Source organism: Actinokineospora sp. UV203 (assembly GCF_056323665.1).
Genome location: NZ_CM150484.1, coordinates 5,729,781 through 5,745,734, shown reverse-complemented (window position 1 = coordinate 5,745,734; position 15,954 = coordinate 5,729,781). Strand labels below are relative to the sequence as shown.

Annotated in this window: 22 protein-coding genes; 13 read left to right on the top strand and 9 right to left on the bottom strand. The window is 69.8% G+C overall.

Annotated features, from left to right (window positions below):
* Positions 1–31: 31 nt before the first annotated feature.
* Positions 32–1,666, bottom strand: coding sequence for a DAK2 domain-containing protein (locus ACUZ2Y_RS27590; RefSeq protein ID WP_476332096.1), 1,635 nt, complete (start codon positions 1,664–1,666; stop codon positions 32–34).
* A gap of 176 nt (positions 1,667–1,842) precedes the next feature.
* On the opposite strand from ACUZ2Y_RS27590, the gene rpmB reads away from it, so the two are divergent.
* A complete protein-coding gene (gene rpmB, locus ACUZ2Y_RS27585) occupies positions 1,843–2,034 on the top strand; it encodes a 50S ribosomal protein L28 (protein ID WP_054294989.1) in 192 nt (63 codons plus the stop codon).
* Positions 2,035–2,072: 38 nt separating this feature from the next.
* Here the strand turns inward: rpmB and ACUZ2Y_RS27580 are convergent, their stop codons facing one another.
* The 4 genes from ACUZ2Y_RS27580 to ACUZ2Y_RS27565 all read right to left on the bottom strand — a co-directional run bounded on the left by ACUZ2Y_RS27580 (position 2,073) and on the right by ACUZ2Y_RS27565 (position 5,339).
* Positions 2,073–3,260, bottom strand: a complete 1,188-nt coding sequence (locus ACUZ2Y_RS27580; protein ID WP_476324333.1) for an MFS transporter — start codon at positions 3,258–3,260, stop codon at positions 2,073–2,075.
* Between the two features lie 286 nt (positions 3,261–3,546).
* Positions 3,547–4,221 (bottom strand): uracil-DNA glycosylase, encoded by a 675-nt coding sequence (locus ACUZ2Y_RS27575; protein WP_476324331.1) that lies wholly within the window; start codon positions 4,219–4,221, stop codon positions 3,547–3,549.
* Positions 4,222–4,371: 150 nt separating this feature from the next.
* Positions 4,372–4,890, bottom strand: coding sequence for a gamma carbonic anhydrase family protein (locus ACUZ2Y_RS27570; protein ID WP_476324329.1), 519 nt, complete (start codon positions 4,888–4,890; stop codon positions 4,372–4,374).
* On the bottom strand, positions 4,863–5,339 hold the full coding sequence (locus ACUZ2Y_RS27565) for a GNAT family N-acetyltransferase (RefSeq protein WP_476324327.1): 477 nt from the start codon (positions 5,337–5,339) through the stop codon (positions 4,863–4,865). The genes ACUZ2Y_RS27570 and ACUZ2Y_RS27565 overlap by 28 nt, the downstream gene beginning before the upstream one ends.
* Positions 5,340–5,411: 72 nt before the next feature.
* On the opposite strand from ACUZ2Y_RS27565, the gene ACUZ2Y_RS27560 reads away from it, so the two are divergent.
* From ACUZ2Y_RS27560 to ACUZ2Y_RS27535, 6 genes are all read left to right on the top strand, one after another.
* Positions 5,412–5,624 carry a hypothetical protein gene (locus ACUZ2Y_RS27560; RefSeq protein ID WP_476324325.1) on the top strand — a complete coding sequence of 71 codons (213 nt, stop codon included), beginning with the start codon at positions 5,412–5,414 and terminating at the stop codon, positions 5,622–5,624.
* A complete protein-coding gene (locus ACUZ2Y_RS27555) occupies positions 5,611–6,114 on the top strand; it encodes a DUF6879 family protein (RefSeq protein WP_476324323.1) in 504 nt (167 codons plus the stop codon). The genes ACUZ2Y_RS27560 and ACUZ2Y_RS27555 overlap by 14 nt, the downstream gene beginning before the upstream one ends.
* Positions 6,101–6,934 carry a helix-turn-helix domain-containing protein gene (locus tag ACUZ2Y_RS27550; RefSeq protein WP_476324321.1) on the top strand — a complete coding sequence of 278 codons (834 nt, stop codon included), beginning with the start codon at positions 6,101–6,103 and terminating at the stop codon, positions 6,932–6,934. The genes ACUZ2Y_RS27555 and ACUZ2Y_RS27550 overlap by 14 nt, the downstream gene beginning before the upstream one ends.
* Positions 6,935–7,032: 98 nt before the next feature.
* The gene (locus ACUZ2Y_RS27545) at positions 7,033–7,587 is read left to right on the top strand and encodes a DUF5753 domain-containing protein (RefSeq protein WP_476324319.1); all 555 of its coding nucleotides are present in this window, start codon (positions 7,033–7,035) and stop codon (positions 7,585–7,587) included.
* A 59-nt stretch (positions 7,588–7,646) separates the two neighbouring features.
* The gene (locus ACUZ2Y_RS27540) at positions 7,647–7,955 is read left to right on the top strand and encodes a hypothetical protein (RefSeq protein WP_476324317.1); all 309 of its coding nucleotides are present in this window, start codon (positions 7,647–7,649) and stop codon (positions 7,953–7,955) included.
* The gene (locus ACUZ2Y_RS27535; protein WP_476324315.1) at positions 7,952–8,179 is read left to right on the top strand and encodes a hypothetical protein; all 228 of its coding nucleotides are present in this window, start codon (positions 7,952–7,954) and stop codon (positions 8,177–8,179) included. The genes ACUZ2Y_RS27540 and ACUZ2Y_RS27535 overlap by 4 nt, the downstream gene beginning before the upstream one ends.
* Here ACUZ2Y_RS27535 and ACUZ2Y_RS27530 read toward each other — a convergent pair.
* Positions 8,176–9,141, bottom strand: coding sequence for a thiamine-phosphate kinase (locus ACUZ2Y_RS27530; RefSeq protein WP_476324313.1), 966 nt, complete (start codon positions 9,139–9,141; stop codon positions 8,176–8,178). The genes ACUZ2Y_RS27535 and ACUZ2Y_RS27530 overlap by 4 nt on opposite strands.
* A 109-nt stretch (positions 9,142–9,250) precedes the next feature.
* Here ACUZ2Y_RS27530 and ACUZ2Y_RS27525 point away from each other — a divergent pair, with 109 nt between their 5' ends.
* Complete coding sequence (locus ACUZ2Y_RS27525; protein WP_091370855.1) at positions 9,251–9,484, top strand: Lrp/AsnC ligand binding domain-containing protein; 234 nt, start codon at positions 9,251–9,253, stop codon at positions 9,482–9,484.
* A gap of 19 nt (positions 9,485–9,503) precedes the next feature.
* A complete protein-coding gene (locus tag ACUZ2Y_RS27520; protein ID WP_476324311.1) occupies positions 9,504–10,073 on the top strand; it encodes a DUF3515 domain-containing protein in 570 nt (189 codons plus the stop codon).
* On the opposite strand, the gene ACUZ2Y_RS27515 is transcribed toward ACUZ2Y_RS27520, so the two are convergent.
* On the bottom strand, positions 10,070–11,161 hold the full coding sequence (locus ACUZ2Y_RS27515) for a D-alanine--D-alanine ligase family protein (RefSeq protein ID WP_476324309.1): 1,092 nt from the start codon (positions 11,159–11,161) through the stop codon (positions 10,070–10,072). The genes ACUZ2Y_RS27520 and ACUZ2Y_RS27515 overlap by 4 nt on opposite strands.
* A gap of 11 nt (positions 11,162–11,172) precedes the next feature.
* Positions 11,173–12,597, bottom strand: a complete 1,425-nt coding sequence (gene pdxR / locus ACUZ2Y_RS27510; protein ID WP_476324307.1) for a MocR-like pyridoxine biosynthesis transcription factor PdxR — start codon at positions 12,595–12,597, stop codon at positions 11,173–11,175.
* Positions 12,598–12,665: 68 nt separating this feature from the next.
* On the opposite strand from pdxR, the gene ACUZ2Y_RS27505 reads away from it, so the two are divergent.
* Positions 12,666–13,328 carry a pyridoxamine 5'-phosphate oxidase family protein gene (locus ACUZ2Y_RS27505; protein WP_476324305.1) on the top strand — a complete coding sequence of 221 codons (663 nt, stop codon included), beginning with the start codon at positions 12,666–12,668 and terminating at the stop codon, positions 13,326–13,328.
* A 39-nt stretch (positions 13,329–13,367) separates the two neighbouring features.
* Complete coding sequence (locus ACUZ2Y_RS27500) at positions 13,368–13,820, top strand: DUF1203 domain-containing protein (protein WP_476324304.1); 453 nt, start codon at positions 13,368–13,370, stop codon at positions 13,818–13,820.
* On the opposite strand, the gene ACUZ2Y_RS27495 is transcribed toward ACUZ2Y_RS27500, so the two are convergent.
* Positions 13,798–14,271, bottom strand: a complete 474-nt coding sequence (locus ACUZ2Y_RS27495) for a cysteine dioxygenase (protein ID WP_476324302.1) — start codon at positions 14,269–14,271, stop codon at positions 13,798–13,800. The two genes, ACUZ2Y_RS27500 and ACUZ2Y_RS27495, sit on opposite strands and share 23 nt — an antisense overlap.
* A gap of 268 nt (positions 14,272–14,539) precedes the next feature.
* Between ACUZ2Y_RS27495 and ACUZ2Y_RS27490 the strand changes: the two genes are divergently transcribed.
* Positions 14,540–15,136, top strand: a complete 597-nt coding sequence (locus ACUZ2Y_RS27490) for a sigma-70 family RNA polymerase sigma factor (RefSeq protein ID WP_476332093.1) — start codon at positions 14,540–14,542, stop codon at positions 15,134–15,136.
* The gene (locus tag ACUZ2Y_RS27485; RefSeq protein ID WP_476324300.1) at positions 15,133–15,855 is read left to right on the top strand and encodes an anti-sigma factor; all 723 of its coding nucleotides are present in this window, start codon (positions 15,133–15,135) and stop codon (positions 15,853–15,855) included. The genes ACUZ2Y_RS27490 and ACUZ2Y_RS27485 overlap by 4 nt, the downstream gene beginning before the upstream one ends.
* Positions 15,856–15,954 lie beyond the last annotated feature (99 nt).

Sequence of the window (15,954 nt, the reverse complement as noted above, 5' to 3'; positions counted from 1 at the left end):
CCCGATTATGTCGACTCACACCGACACCGGCTTATTCGAGGCCGAGCGTGAGCACCGAATCGGACTGGCCCCCGCGGTAGACGACGAGCTCGGCCTCGGGCCGCGCGGTGCGCAGGTACTCGGTCAGCGCCTCGGCGAGCCCCTCGGGGGCGTCGCGCCCGAGGAGCGCGGTCACCAGTTCCCCGCCTACCGCGAGCATCCGCTCGACCACCCCGCAGGCGACCTTGATCAACGTGTCGGACAGCGGCGGGCCGGGCTCGATCAGGACCACCTCGCCGTCGGCGAACCCGACGACGTCGTTCGCCGCGCACGGGCCGATCCAGGTGATCGCGGCCTCCGCGGCGACCACGACCGCGCCGCGCCGGGTCGCCGCCGCGGCCTCGGCCATGGCGACCACGTCGTCGCCTGACCGGCGCCTCGGGTCGTGGACCGCGATCGCGGCAAGCGCCTGGACGGGGGACGCACACGGCACCACCACGACATCCTGGCCTGCGGCGACAGCACGGATCGCGGCCTCGTCGGCGATCTCCATCAGTCCGGCGTCACCCGGCAGCACGGTCACGTGACCCGCGCCGGAACCGGTGATCACCTGCAAGAGCTCGTAAGGCGTCGGCACGTCCGCGTCGCCGACCCGGAGCACGGCGACGCCCTCGGACAGGAACAGCTCGGCCAGGTCGTCGCCCCGCACGGCGGCCACCACGGCCCGGTCCTTCGTGTAGCGGCTCTCCTCGCCGGAGACCGCGTCGGCGAATCGCGCGACCCTGATCTTGCGCGGCCGTCCGACGTCGATCCCGGCCTCGATGGCGGCGCCGACGTCGTTGCAGTGCACGTGGACGGTCCACAGGTCGGCGCCGTCGCCGACAACGGACACGCAGTCGCCGAGGTCGTCGAGCGCGTCGCGCAGCCGGTCGACCTCGGTGGCGTTCTCCAGCAGGTACATGACCTCGTAGGCGTAAAGGTCCGACCCCGCCTCGCGAGCCGCGACCAGCGGGTTCTCCGCCCGCCGGGGGGCGATCGGCGCGTCAGCGGTGACCCGCGCGGCGACGGCCAGCTCGGGTGGCTTGCCGCCGATCACCGCGACCAGCGCGTCGAGGACGACGACGACTCCCCTGCCGCCCGCGTCGACGACGCCGGCCTCGGCGAGCACGGCGAGCTGATCAGGGGTGCGGTCGAGGGCCTCCGCGGCGGCGATCGCGGCGGCGGCGGCCACGTCGTGCAGGCCGTCCGGTCCGGTGGCCGAGGCGGCGGCGTCGAGCACGCTGAGCATGGTGCCGGGCACGGGCTTGGACACCGCGGCGGTGGCCAGCTCGGCTCCCCGCTTGAGCGCGGCCCGCAACTCGGGTCCACCGACTTCGCGCTGGTCACGAACCGTTTCGGCGATTCCGCGAAGCAGCTGGGAGATGATCACCCCGGAGTTGCCCCGCGCGCCCGCGAGCGCGCCCCTGGCCAGCACGGCGAACGCGCCGCCCGCGTCGGACCGCTCCATGACCGGCGCGCGCAGCAGCGCTTCGAGGGCCGCGCGCAGGGTGTTGAGCAGGTTGGAGCCGGTGTCGCCGTCGGCGACCGGGTAGACGTTGATCCGGTCGATCGCCTCGCGGTGGGCGTCCATCGACTGCACGCAGGCCGCCGCCCAACGACGCACCTCGCCCGCGTCCAGTGCCTGCAGCACGCAGCCTCCCAAATCCGCCGGTATCCGGCAGCGTAGCGACCGGGTCCCGCCCCGGTTTGGAACACCACACCGGCACCCGTTACGCTGTGCTGACTGCCCGGGCCCCTGGGGCCCTCGTATGTGCGCCCATGTACAGATCCGTTTATGGGCACCGCAACCTGAAGGAGTTCGACGTGGCTGCCGTGTGCGACGTCTGTGGCAAGGGGCCAGGCTTCGGCAAGTCGGTCTCGCACTCCCATCGGCGTACCAACCGTCGTTGGAACCCGAACATCCAGACCGTGCACGCCAAGCTGGGCATTTCTCAGCGCAAGCGCCTGAACGTGTGCACCTCCTGCCTCAAGGCGGGCAAGGTCGTGCGCGGCTGACGCTGCCGCAACTTGTCGTCGAAACCGGCGTCGGTGACTCAGGTCACTGACGCCGGTTTTGTCGTCCCCACCGCTCTGAGCACGCGCAGTGCGGCCAGCCCCGCGATCAGTGAGGCCGCCCCGGCGATGGCGAACGCCGACCGCGGCCCCACGAGCGCGACCACGGCCCCTCCGAGCACGGTGCCCAGGACGTTCGACCCGATGAGGATCGCCCCCGCCGCGGCGAACACCCGCCCACGCAGTTCCTCTGGCGTCCGCGAGCGCAGCAACCCCTGGTTGCACACGTTCTGCACACCGTTGGCCACCCCGCCGAGCAGGTAGCCGGCCGCGACCGGCCCCGCGAACGGCAGAGACGCGGGCACCAGCATGGCCGACCCCACCACGCAGCAGGACAGCCCGAGACCGGTGAGCAGGACGCGCTCGGCGCGCACCCGGCCCGCGAGCCGAACCCCGACGAAGACGCCGATCATCCACGCCGCATGCAGGATGCCGAGGGTCGCGGCGCCACCGTGCAGCACGTCGACCACGTAGAAGACGTTGGCGACGTCGGCGATCATCACCCCGGCCAGCGCCACGGCCAGGCTGACCTGGACGGTCCGCAGGACCGGGTCCGCCGCGACGTGCCGGGCCCCCGCCATCGCCGCGCCCCGGGCGCGTCGGGTGCGGGTGCCGCGCGGGTCGCGCTCGGCCCGCACGAGGCACAGCAGGCAGGCTTGGACGAGGTAGGTGGCGGCGTCGAGGTACAGCGCGTCCCGGGTGCCCAGCGCGGCAACCAGCAGCCCGCCCGCGGCCGACCCGCCGAGCATCCCGAGTGTCCGTCCGGTGGCGACGACGGCGTACCCGCGCGTGGAGTCCCGCTCTCCGCAGATCACCGGCACCATCGCGGCCGCGGCCGGGTTGACCACGGCGGTGCCGCAGCCGAGCAGCACGAGCATGACCAGCACCAACGGCAACCGGTCCAACACGGACACGACCCCGAACACGGCGCCCGCTTGGACCAGCTGGCCGACGATCATGAGCCTGCGGTTGGGCAGCCGGTCCACGAGCAACCCGGCGAGCGGCGCCCCGAGTGTCACCGGGACGAACTCGGCGATCAGGATCGCGACGACGGCGTAAGCGCCGAAATCCTTGACGTGCAACAGAAGGACAATGAGGGTGATGGCGGTGCCGAACATCGACACAGCGGAACCGGATGCAACTAAAAGGAGATCGCGGCGTCCCAGCACACAGCCGACGCTACTGACGATCTTGAGGAAACTGAACGGACATCACACTCTTGCCGGACCGTGCGACTGGGACACGCAGTCCGCCGCGAATCCATTCACCCGGTCGCCCCAAACGGTCCACTAACGGCCGATAGGGGCTGCGGGGAATCGTTGGCGAAGGCAACTTCCAGTCGATGCCGCCCCGCGCTTGCCGCCACCTTAGGGGGACCGTGACGGCACCCGACCACGGTCCCCCACCATCACAGCGCGGGTGACCCAAACGCGAAATCCCGGGGAGGCGGAACAGTCACAGCAGCTTCCAGTCGACTGGGTCGGCGCCCTGTTCGACCAACAGCGCGTTCGCCCGACTGAACGGCTTCGAACCGAAGAACCCCGCGTGCGCCGACAGCGGACTGGGGTGCGGGGACTCGATGCAGGGCACCGGATCCAGTATCGGCCGGAGGTTGCGGGCGTTGCGGCCCCACAGGATCGCCACCAGCGGACCACCCCGGGCGGCCAACGCCCGGATCGCCTGCTCGGTCACCTGCTCCCAGCCCTTGCCCTGGTGGGAGTTCGCCTTGCCCGGCTCGACCGTCAGCGCGCGGTTGAGGAGCAGCACCCCGTGCTCGGCCCACGGCGTGAGGTCGCCGGTGGAGGGCGGCGGGTGGCCGAGGTCCTCGCAGTACTCCTTGTAGATGTTGACAAGACTCTTCGGAATCGGCCGCACATCGGGGGCCACCGAGAAGGAAAGTCCGACCGCGTGCCCCGGCGTCGGGTACGGGTCTTGGCCGACCACAAGCACCCGCACGTCGGCGAAGGGTTGTTGGAAGGCACGGAGAACGTTCTCCCCGGCGGGCAGGTATCGGCGCCCGGCGGCGATCTCCGCGCGCAGGAATTCGCCCATCTCGGCGATCTTGTCCGCGGCGGGGGCCAAGGCCTGCGCCCACCCGGCTTCGACTATCTCAGTCAGCGGTCGTGCCACGCCCGGAGATCTTACTAGGTGGTGTCTGCCAAACCCGGCCGCGCTCTCGACCGGCCCCAAGGGGACCGTGACGACAGCCGACCACGGTCCCCACCAATCCGCACCCGTCCGAAGACAGGTGACCAAAGCTTTGAATTTCGGAGAGGCGGGCTAGAGCCTGCGCAGCCCCGCCCGGTAGGTCTTGGCGTTCTGCAGGTAGATCTCCACGATCCCGGAAGTCATGTCCTCGGGCACCACATGGCCCTCGCGGACCTTCGCCGGAACACCCAGCGCCATCGACCGCGCGGGGATGAAACCGTTGAACGACATGACCGCGCCCGCGCCGAGGATGGAGCCATCCTCGACCACGGAACCGTTGAGCAGCACCGAACCCGACGCGATCATGCACCGGTCGCCGACCGTCGCGCCCTCGATGTGGACGTTATGCCCGATGACACAGTCGGCGCCGATGATCGCGGGGTGGAACGGGGTGCAGTGCACGACCGTCCCGTCCTGCACACTGGTCCGCTCCCCCACCACGATCTCCCCCGCGTCACCGCGCAGGACCGCCTGCGGCCACACCGAAGCACCGGCATGCAGGGTGACGTTCCCGATGACCGTGGCGTCCGGGTGGACGTAGGCGTCGGGGTGGATGGACGGGGTCAGGTCGCCGAGGGCGTAGACGGGCACGCGATCTCCTTGCCGAGGTGGACGGACAGCTCATGCCCGGCGTAGTAGCCGAACGCGGGAACGGGCGTGTACCCGGAGGACTTGTAGAGCGCGACGGCCTCGGGCTGCATCAGACCGGTCTCCAGGATCAGCCGCCCGATCCCCGCCTCGGCCGCCGTTCGCTCGATCTCGGCGAGCATCCGCCGCGCCAGGCCCTTGCCGCGGCCATCCGGGGAGACGTACATGCGCTTGATCTCGGCGGTGCCGTCACCGTGGTCGCGCCAGGCTCCGGTGACCAGTGGGCGGCCGTCGACGTAACCGACGAGGAAGCGGCCCTTGGGCGGCAGGAACTCGGCGGGGTCGACCGGGGTCTCGTCGGGTGTGCCGTAGCGGACCACGTACTCCTGCTGCACCTCGTCGATGAGCAGCTGGGAGTGCGGGTGGTCGTAGGGCAGGGCTTCGATACGCACCGGCCGATTGTCGTTTATGCGAGTGCGCGACTAAAGGTCAGGTCTGTCACCCTCAGATGCTAGAACGGTCACATGACGCAACAGCGCGTAACCATGACACTCCGCAAGGTCGCAGGCGACTGCGAGCTCGGCACCTGTCCCACTGTCTACCTGAGCGACCGAGGAACGATCGTTCTCCAGGGTGACGCTGTCACTGTTGCCAACGGGCTGGCACTTGGTGAGGGTGAACAGGCCGTGGAACTGCCCATCGCGCTCGTCCAGGAGGCCATCCGTGCCCTCGCCTAACCCGTTCCACACCTACCGGCGGTCGGCATGGCGCTTAGAGATCCCGCAAGCCTTCTCCATCCCGAGCGAGCAGGAACGAATCCGCGCGTTCCGGGCGGGTGAGCCCGAACCGCCGCGCAGCGCCGGCTATCGAGAGTGGTACGAACTCACCAGGACGAATGTCACGTCGGGCAAAACCATGGGGCGAGTGCGCGTGGTCCGCAGGCCACTCAGCGAATACGTCCGGTTTCAGTTCGCCTGGGGCATCCCCAACAACATCGCGGCGGGCGAGGACATCAGGATCCTCGACGTCACCGACCTCGACCTGTCCCTGCCGGACCACGACTTTTGGATCTTCGACGACGAGAGCGTCCTCCGAATGGACTTCGACCCGGACGGCGCGCTGACCAACCAGGGGATTCTGGCGGACCCAGACCTCGACCAGTACCGAGAATGGCAGCGCTTGGCGCTGGCACACTCCGTTCACTTCGAGGACTATGTACGACCCTGAGCGGCAGCGGCAGGAACGCCAGGACTTGGCCCGCGCCCTCCGCGAACTGCGGAGGGCTTCCGGCCTGTCCGGCGAAAGGCTGGCGGCTCGATGCGCGCTGTCCCAGTCCAAGATCAGTCGAATCGAGACCGGCCGTGTCCTTCCCTCCGTCATCGACGTCCAGCGACTGCTGGACGCGCTGGAGGTATCGGCGGAGGTGAGCAAGCCGCTGCTGGACTTGGCGCGAGTCGCCAACGTCCACTACCGCTCCTGGCGGTCTTACGCCGAAACGGGTTTGTGGCGCAAGCAGGAGGAGATAGCCGCGCTGGTGAACGCGTCCAGCGTGGTTCGGCATCTCACCCCGGCGGCCCCACCGGGCCTGTTGCAGACACGCGAGTTCGCCACCGCCGTGCTCTCCTCGGCCGTCGCCGGGCGCCCCACGGTCGATGTCGAACGGGTGGTCGAGGCGCGTATGCGACTCGGCCAGACGCTGCACGACTCGGCTCGACGTTTCGTCTTCGTCTTGACCGAGCAATCCATCCGCTGGCCAAGAGCACCTTCCGAGGTGATGGCAGCACAACGCGCACATATCGCCGATCTGACAGCCCTGGAGAACGTCACCATCGCTCTCGTTCCGAACACGACGCAGGTCGCGGTGATCCCGTTGAGTTCCTTCGTCGCGCACGACGAACGACTCGTCGTGGTGGAGACATTCTCCGGGGAAATGGTTCTGCGTGATCCGAAGGACATCTCCTACCACATCAATATCGTCGACCACCTGACGGAGCGAGCATTGATCGGCCCGGCCGCAGCCGATTTCCTACGCACTGTGGCCGACTAGCGCCGACAACGGATCAAATCGATACCGAGGGGCAGAGACACTTCATGTCATCCGAGGCGACGAATGTGGACTATCGGTCCGTACACTCCCTTGCGGAAATGGGCGTCTGGCGAGGACAGGAAGAACTTGCGGCGTTGGTCGACTCGGCGTCGACGGTGCGCTACTTCACGCCTGCCGCGCCGTCCGGCATGCTCCAGACCCGCGACTACGCGACAGCCATGCTGAGGCCAAGCGTCAACGGCAGGCCCAACCGCGAAGTCGAGCGAGCCGTCGTAGCCCGATTGAAGCGGAAAGAGGCACTACACGACCGGTCTCGGTCGTTCATCTTCGTCATGACTGAGCAAGCCGTGCGCTTGCGACAGGCGTCTGCTGAAGTCATGTCGGCGCAGTGCCACCACATCGCAGAACTGACGGACCTGTCCAACGTCACGGTCGCCATAGTTCCCAACGACGCCGAGATGGATTGCGGCGTCCCGCTCAACAGCTTCACCGCTTATGACGAACAACTGGTCTTGGTGGAATTGTTCTCGGGCCAGATGACCCTCCGCGATCCGCGAGATATCGTGTACCACCTCGACATCGTGAATCATTTCCTGGATCGAGCACTTGTCGGACCAGATGCCGCCGCTTTCCTACGGCGAGTCGAGTTCTGATTATGCCGATGCGCGACTAAACCACGCACCAACGCACGGGCACCGGTTACGTTCGAAGTGTGGAAATTCTGGGGCTGACCAATCCCTATCGCGGCGATAAGCCATGTTCGCGCGCGTTCAGACACGGATTCACGTTCCGCTGGGTCAAAGGCGACCGCTACATCGCCGTCATGCGCGGATTCTGTGTCGACGTTCGCCGATACCTGATCCTTCACGACCATCTCGCGGGCTATCTCGTCCACGAGACACCGCAGCCCCTCGTCGATGCGATTCCCGCCCCGCCGGACGAGTGGTGGGACAACGCCCAGCTTCGCCGACTCGCTGACTCGTGGGCCGCCAACCGCTCTCCACTCAGGAGGGCGGGATGACTCAGCCGATCTTGCTGGTCCGCCTTCGCCCGGGGCCTGGGATCGGGGAGCGCCGGCGTGGGGTGCATCTGGTGTCCGCGCCCGACTCCGTGCCGGAGCGCCTCACCGCCTGGTGCGGCATCAAGATCGCGCCCGGTACCGCCGACCTTCTCCCGGACTTCTTCGGAATGCCCTGCGAACTGTGCCTCGCTCGGGCGCCTCGACCAGATCTCGCCGAGCGCTAGCGCCAGTGCTGCCAGCCTGCCGCGCCCTCGTAGGTCGAGCCGTCGACGGTCACGCCCGAACCCCGGGTGACCGTCCCGATCGCACGCCAGCCCTCGGGGATCGCGCCCGGGTCGGGGAACGTCGCGGCGAGGGCGTGGTCCTCTCCGCCGGTGAGGACCCAGTGGCGGGGGTCCGCGCCCAGGGCCTGGGCTACGTCGATCAGGCGCTGGTGGACCTCGATCAGGTCGGTGCGCACATCGATGGCCACGTTGGACGCGACGCCGATGTGGCCGAGGTCGGCGAGGAGGCCGTCCGACACGTCGATCATCGCGGTGGCTCCGCAGTCCGCCGCCTGCGGTCCGGCGGCGTACGGGGGTTCCGGAGCGCGGTGGGCGCCGACGACGGTGACCGGGGAGCGGAAACCTCGGCCCAGCACGGCCAGACCCGCCGCGCTCCAGCCGAGGCGGCCCGCGACCGCGACGATGTCTCCGGGCATGGCCCCACCACGCGTGATCGGCATTCGGCCCTCCAAGTCACCGAGGGCGGTGACCGAGATCACCATGGTGTCGGAGTTGGCCATGTCGCCGCCGATGATGCCGATTCGGGCCCGCGTGGCCTCGTGCCACATGCCCGCCGACAGCTCGTCGATCACCGACACCGGTGTCGTCGGCGGACACGCCAGGCCGACGAGGACCCCCGTGGGGACCGCGCCCATGGCGGCGATGTCGGCGAGGTTCACCGCGATCGCCTTGCGCCCCACCTGGTCCGGCGGTGACCAGTCGAAGCGGAAGTGCACACCCTCGACCAAGACATCCGTGCTGGCCACGACTCTGCCGTCGGCGGCGGCGACCACGGCGGCGTCGTCGCCGGGGCCGAGCAGGGTCGGGGCGCCCTGTTTGCGGCCCTCGGTGATCCGGCGGATGAGACCGAACTCACCCACATCGGCCACGGTTTCCGGGCCCTGGGTCGAATCCGGTCGCACGACTTCCTCCGATCACCGATGTTCGGATCCCCCAACGAATCCTGAACTGGGGTACGTTGCTGAACACGTTCCTACATCTTGGGGACTCCTAGCCGCGAAGGGGCGCGCCGTGGTCCACGCTTACATCCTGATCCAGACCGAAGTCGGCAAGGCAGCTGCCGTCGCCTCCGAGATCGCCGAGATCTCCGGAGTCACCACAGCGGAGGATGTCACCGGGCCGTACGACGTCATCGTCCGGGCCGAAGCCGACAATGTCGACCTCCTGGGCCAACTGGTGGTCGCCCGCATCCAGAATGTGGACGGCATCACTCGCACGCTGACCTGCCCGGTCGTTCACCTCTGACCCGTGGTCTAGTGGGCCGGTGAGCGACCAGCCCCCAACCGGGCCGCCTCGCGCCGCCGTCATCGCCGCCGTGGTCCTCGTGGGCCTGCTGGCGGTCGGCGTGGTGATCGCGAGCCGGTTCCTGCCGTCCGACACCGCGACTCCGGCGCCGACGACCTCCGCCGCGCCCAAGACCGGACCGGTCGGGCTGGTTCCCGTCGAGGCTCCCGACTCGGGGTCGACGCACTGCGCCGCCGTCCTCGCCGCCCTGCCCTCGTCGCTGGTCAGCGCGGGGACGACGCTGCAGAAGCTGCCGCTGGCCGACCCGGCCCCGCAGGGCGCCGTCGCGTGGGGCGACCGGATCGCCCCGCCCGTCGTGTTGCGCTGCGGGCTGCCCAAACCGGCCGAGCTGACGCCGACATCGGCGCTGCGGGAGGTCTCCCGTGTGCGCTGGCTGCCGATCGAGGGCACTGGCAGCTCCACCTGGTTCGTCGTCGATCGGCCGGTGTACCTCGCGCTGACGCTGCCCGAGGGCGTGGGCACCGGCCCGCTGCAGACAGTGTCCGAAGTGGTGGGTGCCACGCTCCCGGCGCAGCCCGTCAAGCCTTAGCGGAGACCGGTTCCACGGGCGATCGCGGTGTCGATGAGCGTCGACAGCAGCGTCGGGTAGTCCAATCCGGTGACCTCCCACATCTTCGGGTACGCCGAAGTGGGGGTGAAGCCGGGCATTGTGTTGATCTCGTTGATCGTCAGCGTGCCGTCCTCGCCGACGAAGAAGTCGACCCGGGCCAGGCCCTGGCAGTCGAGCGCGTGGAACGCCTCCACGGCCATGGCGCGCAGGCGCTCGCTGACGTCGTCGGGGAGCTTGGCCGGGATGTCGAGCTCGCAGACGTCGTCGAGGTACTTGGAGTCGAAGTCGTACCAGTCGATCCCGTCGACCAGCCGCACCTCGGCGGGCTGCGACGCCTCGACGCGGCCGTCCGGGAACTCCAGGACCCCGCATTCGACCTCACGGCCGACAATCGCGGCCTCGATCAAGACCTTCGGGTCGATCTCGCGCGCGTGCGCGATCGCCGCGTCAAGCTGGTCCCACTCGGTGACGCGGCTGATGCCGGTCGACGATCCGGCGCGCGACGGCTTGACGAACACCGGCAGCCCCAGGCGCTCGCGCTCGGCGGCGTCGAGCGTGGTCTGCTCGCGGCGCAGCTCGACATACGGGCCGACGGGCAGACCCTCGGCGATCAGCAGCTTCTTCGTGTAGCCCTTGTCCATCGCCACGGCGCTGGCGAGCACGCCCGGCCCGACGTAGGGGAGGCCGACCATCTCCAGCAGGCCCTGGATGGTGCCGTCCTCGCCGTAAGCGCCGTGCAGCATCGGGAAGACGACGTCCACCGCCGAGAGCACCTCGCCCTCGCGACCCTTCTCCAGCACCACCAGGCGGCCCGAGGTCGGGTCGGCGGGCAGCGTCAGCTCGGTCCCCGCCTCGACGCTGGGCAGTGCCCGGCCCTGGATGCGCAGCACCGCGGGGTCCGACGGCCCGAGCACCCACGCGCCCTCTCGGGTGATCCCGACGGGCAGGACCTCGAAGCGCTCCGGGTCGAGGTTGGCGAGCGCGCCCGCCGCGGACACACAGGAAATCGTGTGCTCGGTGCTGCGTCCGCCGAACACGACGGCGACTCGGATCTTTGAGCTGGACATGGGTCCCGACCCTACCCGGATGGGTTAACGGCGGACCCGATCGACCTCGCGAAGAGCTCCACCAGCACCGGGATCGCGTCCCGCAGCTGGTCTCGGGAACACGCCGCGTACCCGAGGGCGATGCCGAACCAGCTCGCCCGGCCGCTGTGGTGGCGGGCGAGGCCGTCGAGCAGCAGACCCCGACGCAGGCCCTCGTCGATCAGGGCACGCTCGGCCTCCGCGGAGTCGAGCGGGACCACCAGGTGCGCGCCCGCGTCGTCGCCGATCATCGGGATGGCGGCGGCCTCCAGGGCGTCGACGAGCAGCGCCCGGCGCTCCGAGAGCTCTCGGCGGAGTTTGCGCAGGTGCCTGCCCAAGTCGCCGTTGCGCGCGAGTTCGACGAGCACGAGTTGGCCCGCGGCGGCCGGGCTGGTCCCGCACTGGTCGCGGTGTTCGAGGACGGCGGTGACGACGGACGGGGGCGCGACCATCCAGCCGGCGCCCAGCGTCGGGGTGAGGATCTTGCTGGTCGTGCCCAGGTGCACCACGACATCCGGGGCGAGCGCGGCGAGCAGGGGCAGCGGGGCGACGTCGTAGCGCAGTTCGCCGTCGTAGTCGTCCTCGATCACCAGCCAGCCCTCGCGGCGGGCGCGTTCGACCAGCTCGACCCGCCTGCCCGCGGACATCCGGCGGCCCAGCGGGTACTGGTGGGCGGGCGAGCAGTAGATCATCTTGGTGGCGGCGGGCAGCGCGTCGAGGAGCAGCCCGTCGGCGTCGACGTAGGCGGGCACGACGCGCAGGCCCGCGGCGCGCAGGGTGTGGACGGCCCGCTGGTATCCGGGCTCCTCGACGGCGACGGTGTCGCCCCGGCGCAGCACGGCCGCGGCCAGTTCGCCCACCGCGGCCGTCGTGCCGCCGGTGGCCAGGACGGACTCGCCTTCGCCGCCGTCGTCGAACTCGCCGCTCACCCGCAGACCGCGGTGCCGCAGCAAGTGCTCGGCGACGACGGCCCGGTATGCGGGCAGGCCCGCCCGCTGCGGCCGCGACAGCGGGGCGATGTCTGCCGCGCCGCGCCAGGCCCGCCGCCACGCGGAGCGGTCGATGCCACCCGCCCAGGGCGATCCGGGGGTGAGGTCGACGGCGTCGGCGGTGATGACGTCCGAGCGGGGCCTGCGCGGCTTGGCGCGCAGCGATCCCGGCGGCTCGGTGGTGATGTAGGTGCCGGAGCCGTGGCGGCCCGCGATCCAGCCCTCGGCGTGGAGCTGCTCGTAGGCGGCGGCGGTGACCGTGCGGCTGACGTCGAGCTGCGCGGCCAGCGCCCGGGTCGAGGGCAGCCGGTCGCCGCTGCGGAGCCTGCCGTCGCCCGCCGCGGCCCGCAGCTCCTCGGCGAGCTGCACCGCGAGCGGGGTGGCCGACTCACGGTCGAGGGTCACCGGCAGCGCTGGACTCTCTGCCATAAGTGGCCTCCTGAAATTGCTGAGCTGTGGCCCTACTGGAATGCCACTCTACTCGGCAGGCTAGCCGGGTGACCCAGACACCGCTCTCCCCGACCCGTCGCAGCACCGTCCGCCGGGGCAAGAAGCGCGCCGTCGCCGACCGCGCGGTCCTGCACTCGATCCTCGACTCCGGCCTGGTCTGCCACCTGTCCACGATCATCGACGGCGCACCGGTGGTGTTGCCGACCGCCTACGGCCGCGACGGCGACACGCTCTACGTGCACGGCTCGACCGGCGCCCTGAGCCTGCGGACCGCGGGCGCGGGCGTCGAGGTGTGCGTCGCGGTGACCCTGGTCGACGGGATCGTGTACTCGCGGTCGGTGTTCAGCCACTCGATGAACTACCGGTCGGCGGTCGTGCACGCGATGGCGACCGCGGTGACCGACCCGGACGCGAAGTGCCATGCGCTCAAGATGGTCACCGAGCATGCCGCCCCAGGGTCCTGGGACTACGCGCGCGTACCCAACGCGAAGGAACTGGCGCAGACCTCCGTCCTCGCGATCGACCTCACCGAGGCGGCGGTCAAGATCCGGTCGGGTGGCCCCGGCGACGACGAGGACGACATCGCGGCGAACCGGGTGTGGGCCGGTGTGCTTCCGCTGCACCAGGTCTGGGGCGAGCCGGAGCCCTGCGAACTGCTTCCCGAGGGGTTCGCGGCACCGGAGCACGTGGTCGCGCGCGAGGTCCGATAGCCGCCGGCTCGGGCGGGCGGCGGCGGACAGGCTGGGCACATGACGTTCAAATTCCACGCCATTGCGGCCACCGTCCTCGCCGAGGTCCGCTCGAAGCCCGCGCAGCCGTGGCTCGCGGGCGGCGGTGAACCCCTGCGCTGCTGCCTGCGCGACGCCAAGGCGGGGGACGAGCTGATCCTGTTCAACTACGAGCCGCCGCTGCCTTTGGACAGTCCATATCGGGAGACGGGCGCGGTGTTCGCGCACCCGGCCGACTGCGACGGTCCCGCCGCGACCGACCGGTATCCGTCCGACTGGCTCGGCAAACCGCAGGTGTTGCGCGCCTACGACAGCCGGGGCTGGATCCATCCGGCGACGACCGTCCACGACGGACACGACCCGGAAGGCGAGATCGCCAGGCAGCTGGCGGACCCGGACGTGGCCTGGGTGCACAGCCGCAACATCGCCTACGGCTGCTACATGTTCGCGGTCACACGGGCTGCGGGCCGGTGAGCGGGTCGAGCCGGTAGTGGCCCATGGGCGGACGGCCCTCGCGGTAGACGTGGATGCTCACCGCGGGGTCGGTTCCGGCGTTGGTCACCTGGTGGACGTAGCCGGGGCCGAACACGCGGGTCTGGCCGACGATCACCGGGTGCAGCACCTCGGCGGGTCGGGCGCCGCCGCGGGCCACGCGCTCGGTCAGGATCCCGGACACGACGGTGAACGCGCCCGCGACCGCGCCGTGGTCGTGCAGGTCGGTGCCCTGGTCAGGCAGCCACGACATCAGCCAGACCTCCTGGCCGTCAGCGCGGTCGATGAGCGCGGTGAACCGCTGGTCCGGGTCGTAGCTGAGCAGGTCGCGCCAGCGGTCGCGGTCCAGCGCGTACTCGCGGGCGATCAGCGCCGGGTGCGCGAGGGCCGGGATACCGCCGAGGGCGATGGTGTTCGGGGGAACGGCGAACATCGGAAGTCTCTTCTCGGGATGCACGAGCACGACACGACCGGATCAGGTCGCAGGGCGGGCTGGATCACCGACAGAGACAGAGCGCGCCGGCGACACGACAGAGGTCGATGTGACCCCGCCGGTCGGTCATAGCGCGAAGAAGCATGGGAATAGGGAACCATGGGAACGACCGGCCGTCAAAGGCGCCCAAGTGGTGGGAAGACCCATCCGAACTCCGCCGGGCGCCGAATGCGTGATGTCGGGGTTGGACGGATGAGAGCGGGTGGCCATGGCCGACCGGGTTCGACGGATCTTGGGGAGCGTGCCCGATACGGAGCTGCCCCCGGACGCGAGTGCGCTGCTACAGCGGGTCGCGCGGGGTGATGAGCAGGCGTTCGACGCGCTCTACGACCTTGTCTCAGCGCCCGTGTTCGGTCTGGTTCGACGCATTGTCCGAGATCCTGCGCAGTCGGAGGAGGTGACCCAGGAAGTGATGCTTGAGCTGTGGCGTACCGCCGCCAGATTCGCCCCGGACCGGGGCAGCGCGATGACCTGGGTCATGACCCTGGCCCATCGCCGCGCCGTCGACCGTGTCCGCTCGGCGCAGTCGGCGACCGACCGTGAGGACAAGGCGTTCCGCCGCGAGACCACACGGCCCTTCGACGAGGTCGCCGAGCAGGTGAGCACCCGTTTGGAGTACGAGCAGGTGCGCCGCTGCCTGGCCTCGCTCACCGGTCTGCAACGCGAATCGGTCGAACTCGCGTACTACCGCGGGCTCACGTACAAGGAAGTGTCGGAACTGCTCGACACGCCACTCGGCACGGTCAAGACTCGGCTTCGCGACGGGCTCATCCGTCTGCGCGACTGCTTGGGGGTGGCCCGATGACCCCGGATATCCACGCGCTGACCGGCGCGTATGTGCTCAACGCCGTCACCGAGACCGAACGCGCGGACTTCGAACGCCACCTGGCCGAGTGCAACTCGTGCGCCGAGGAAGTACGCGAACTGGAGGCGACGGCGACTCGGCTTGGGGAGGCCGCGGCCGCACGACCACCGGCGGCGATGAAGGCGACGGTGATGGCCCAAATCCGCGACGTGCGGCAGCTGGCGCCGGTCAGGGACGACCTCGCGGCGCGGCGCAAGCGCTGGTCGACTCGGGTCCTGGGCATGGCGGCGGCGGCGCTGTTGGTGGTGTCGGTGGCGCTCGGGGTGGTGCTGGCGCAAACCCAGCAGGACCTGGACGCGGGTCGGCAACAGGTGGCGGCGATGTCGGAGTTGCTGTCGGCGTCGGACGCCCGTGTGGTCAATGGGTCGACGCCCGCGGGGCTCAGCGGGACTGTTGTGGTGTCACGGGAACGTGGCCAGGTGATGCTGCTGGCCGACAAGGTTCCGGCGGCGCCGGCAGGCAAGACCTACCAGGTCTGGCTCATCGGCGGCGAGAAGCGGTCGATCGGCCTACTCACCCCGGACGGACGCGGCAAGGCCAGCTTGCTCGACGCCTCCGGCGTCGGCGATGCCGTCGCGATCGGCGTGACCGTGGAACCCGCCGGCGGCTCCCGCCAACCCACCACCGAACCCGTCATGGCCATGACCTTGCCAGCCTGATTGTCCCGAATGTCGAACTCATTCGCCCGAACGCACAACTCACTCGCCTGAACGTCGAACTCATTCGCCGGAAGGGGCGACCCGCGAACATCGCGAGTC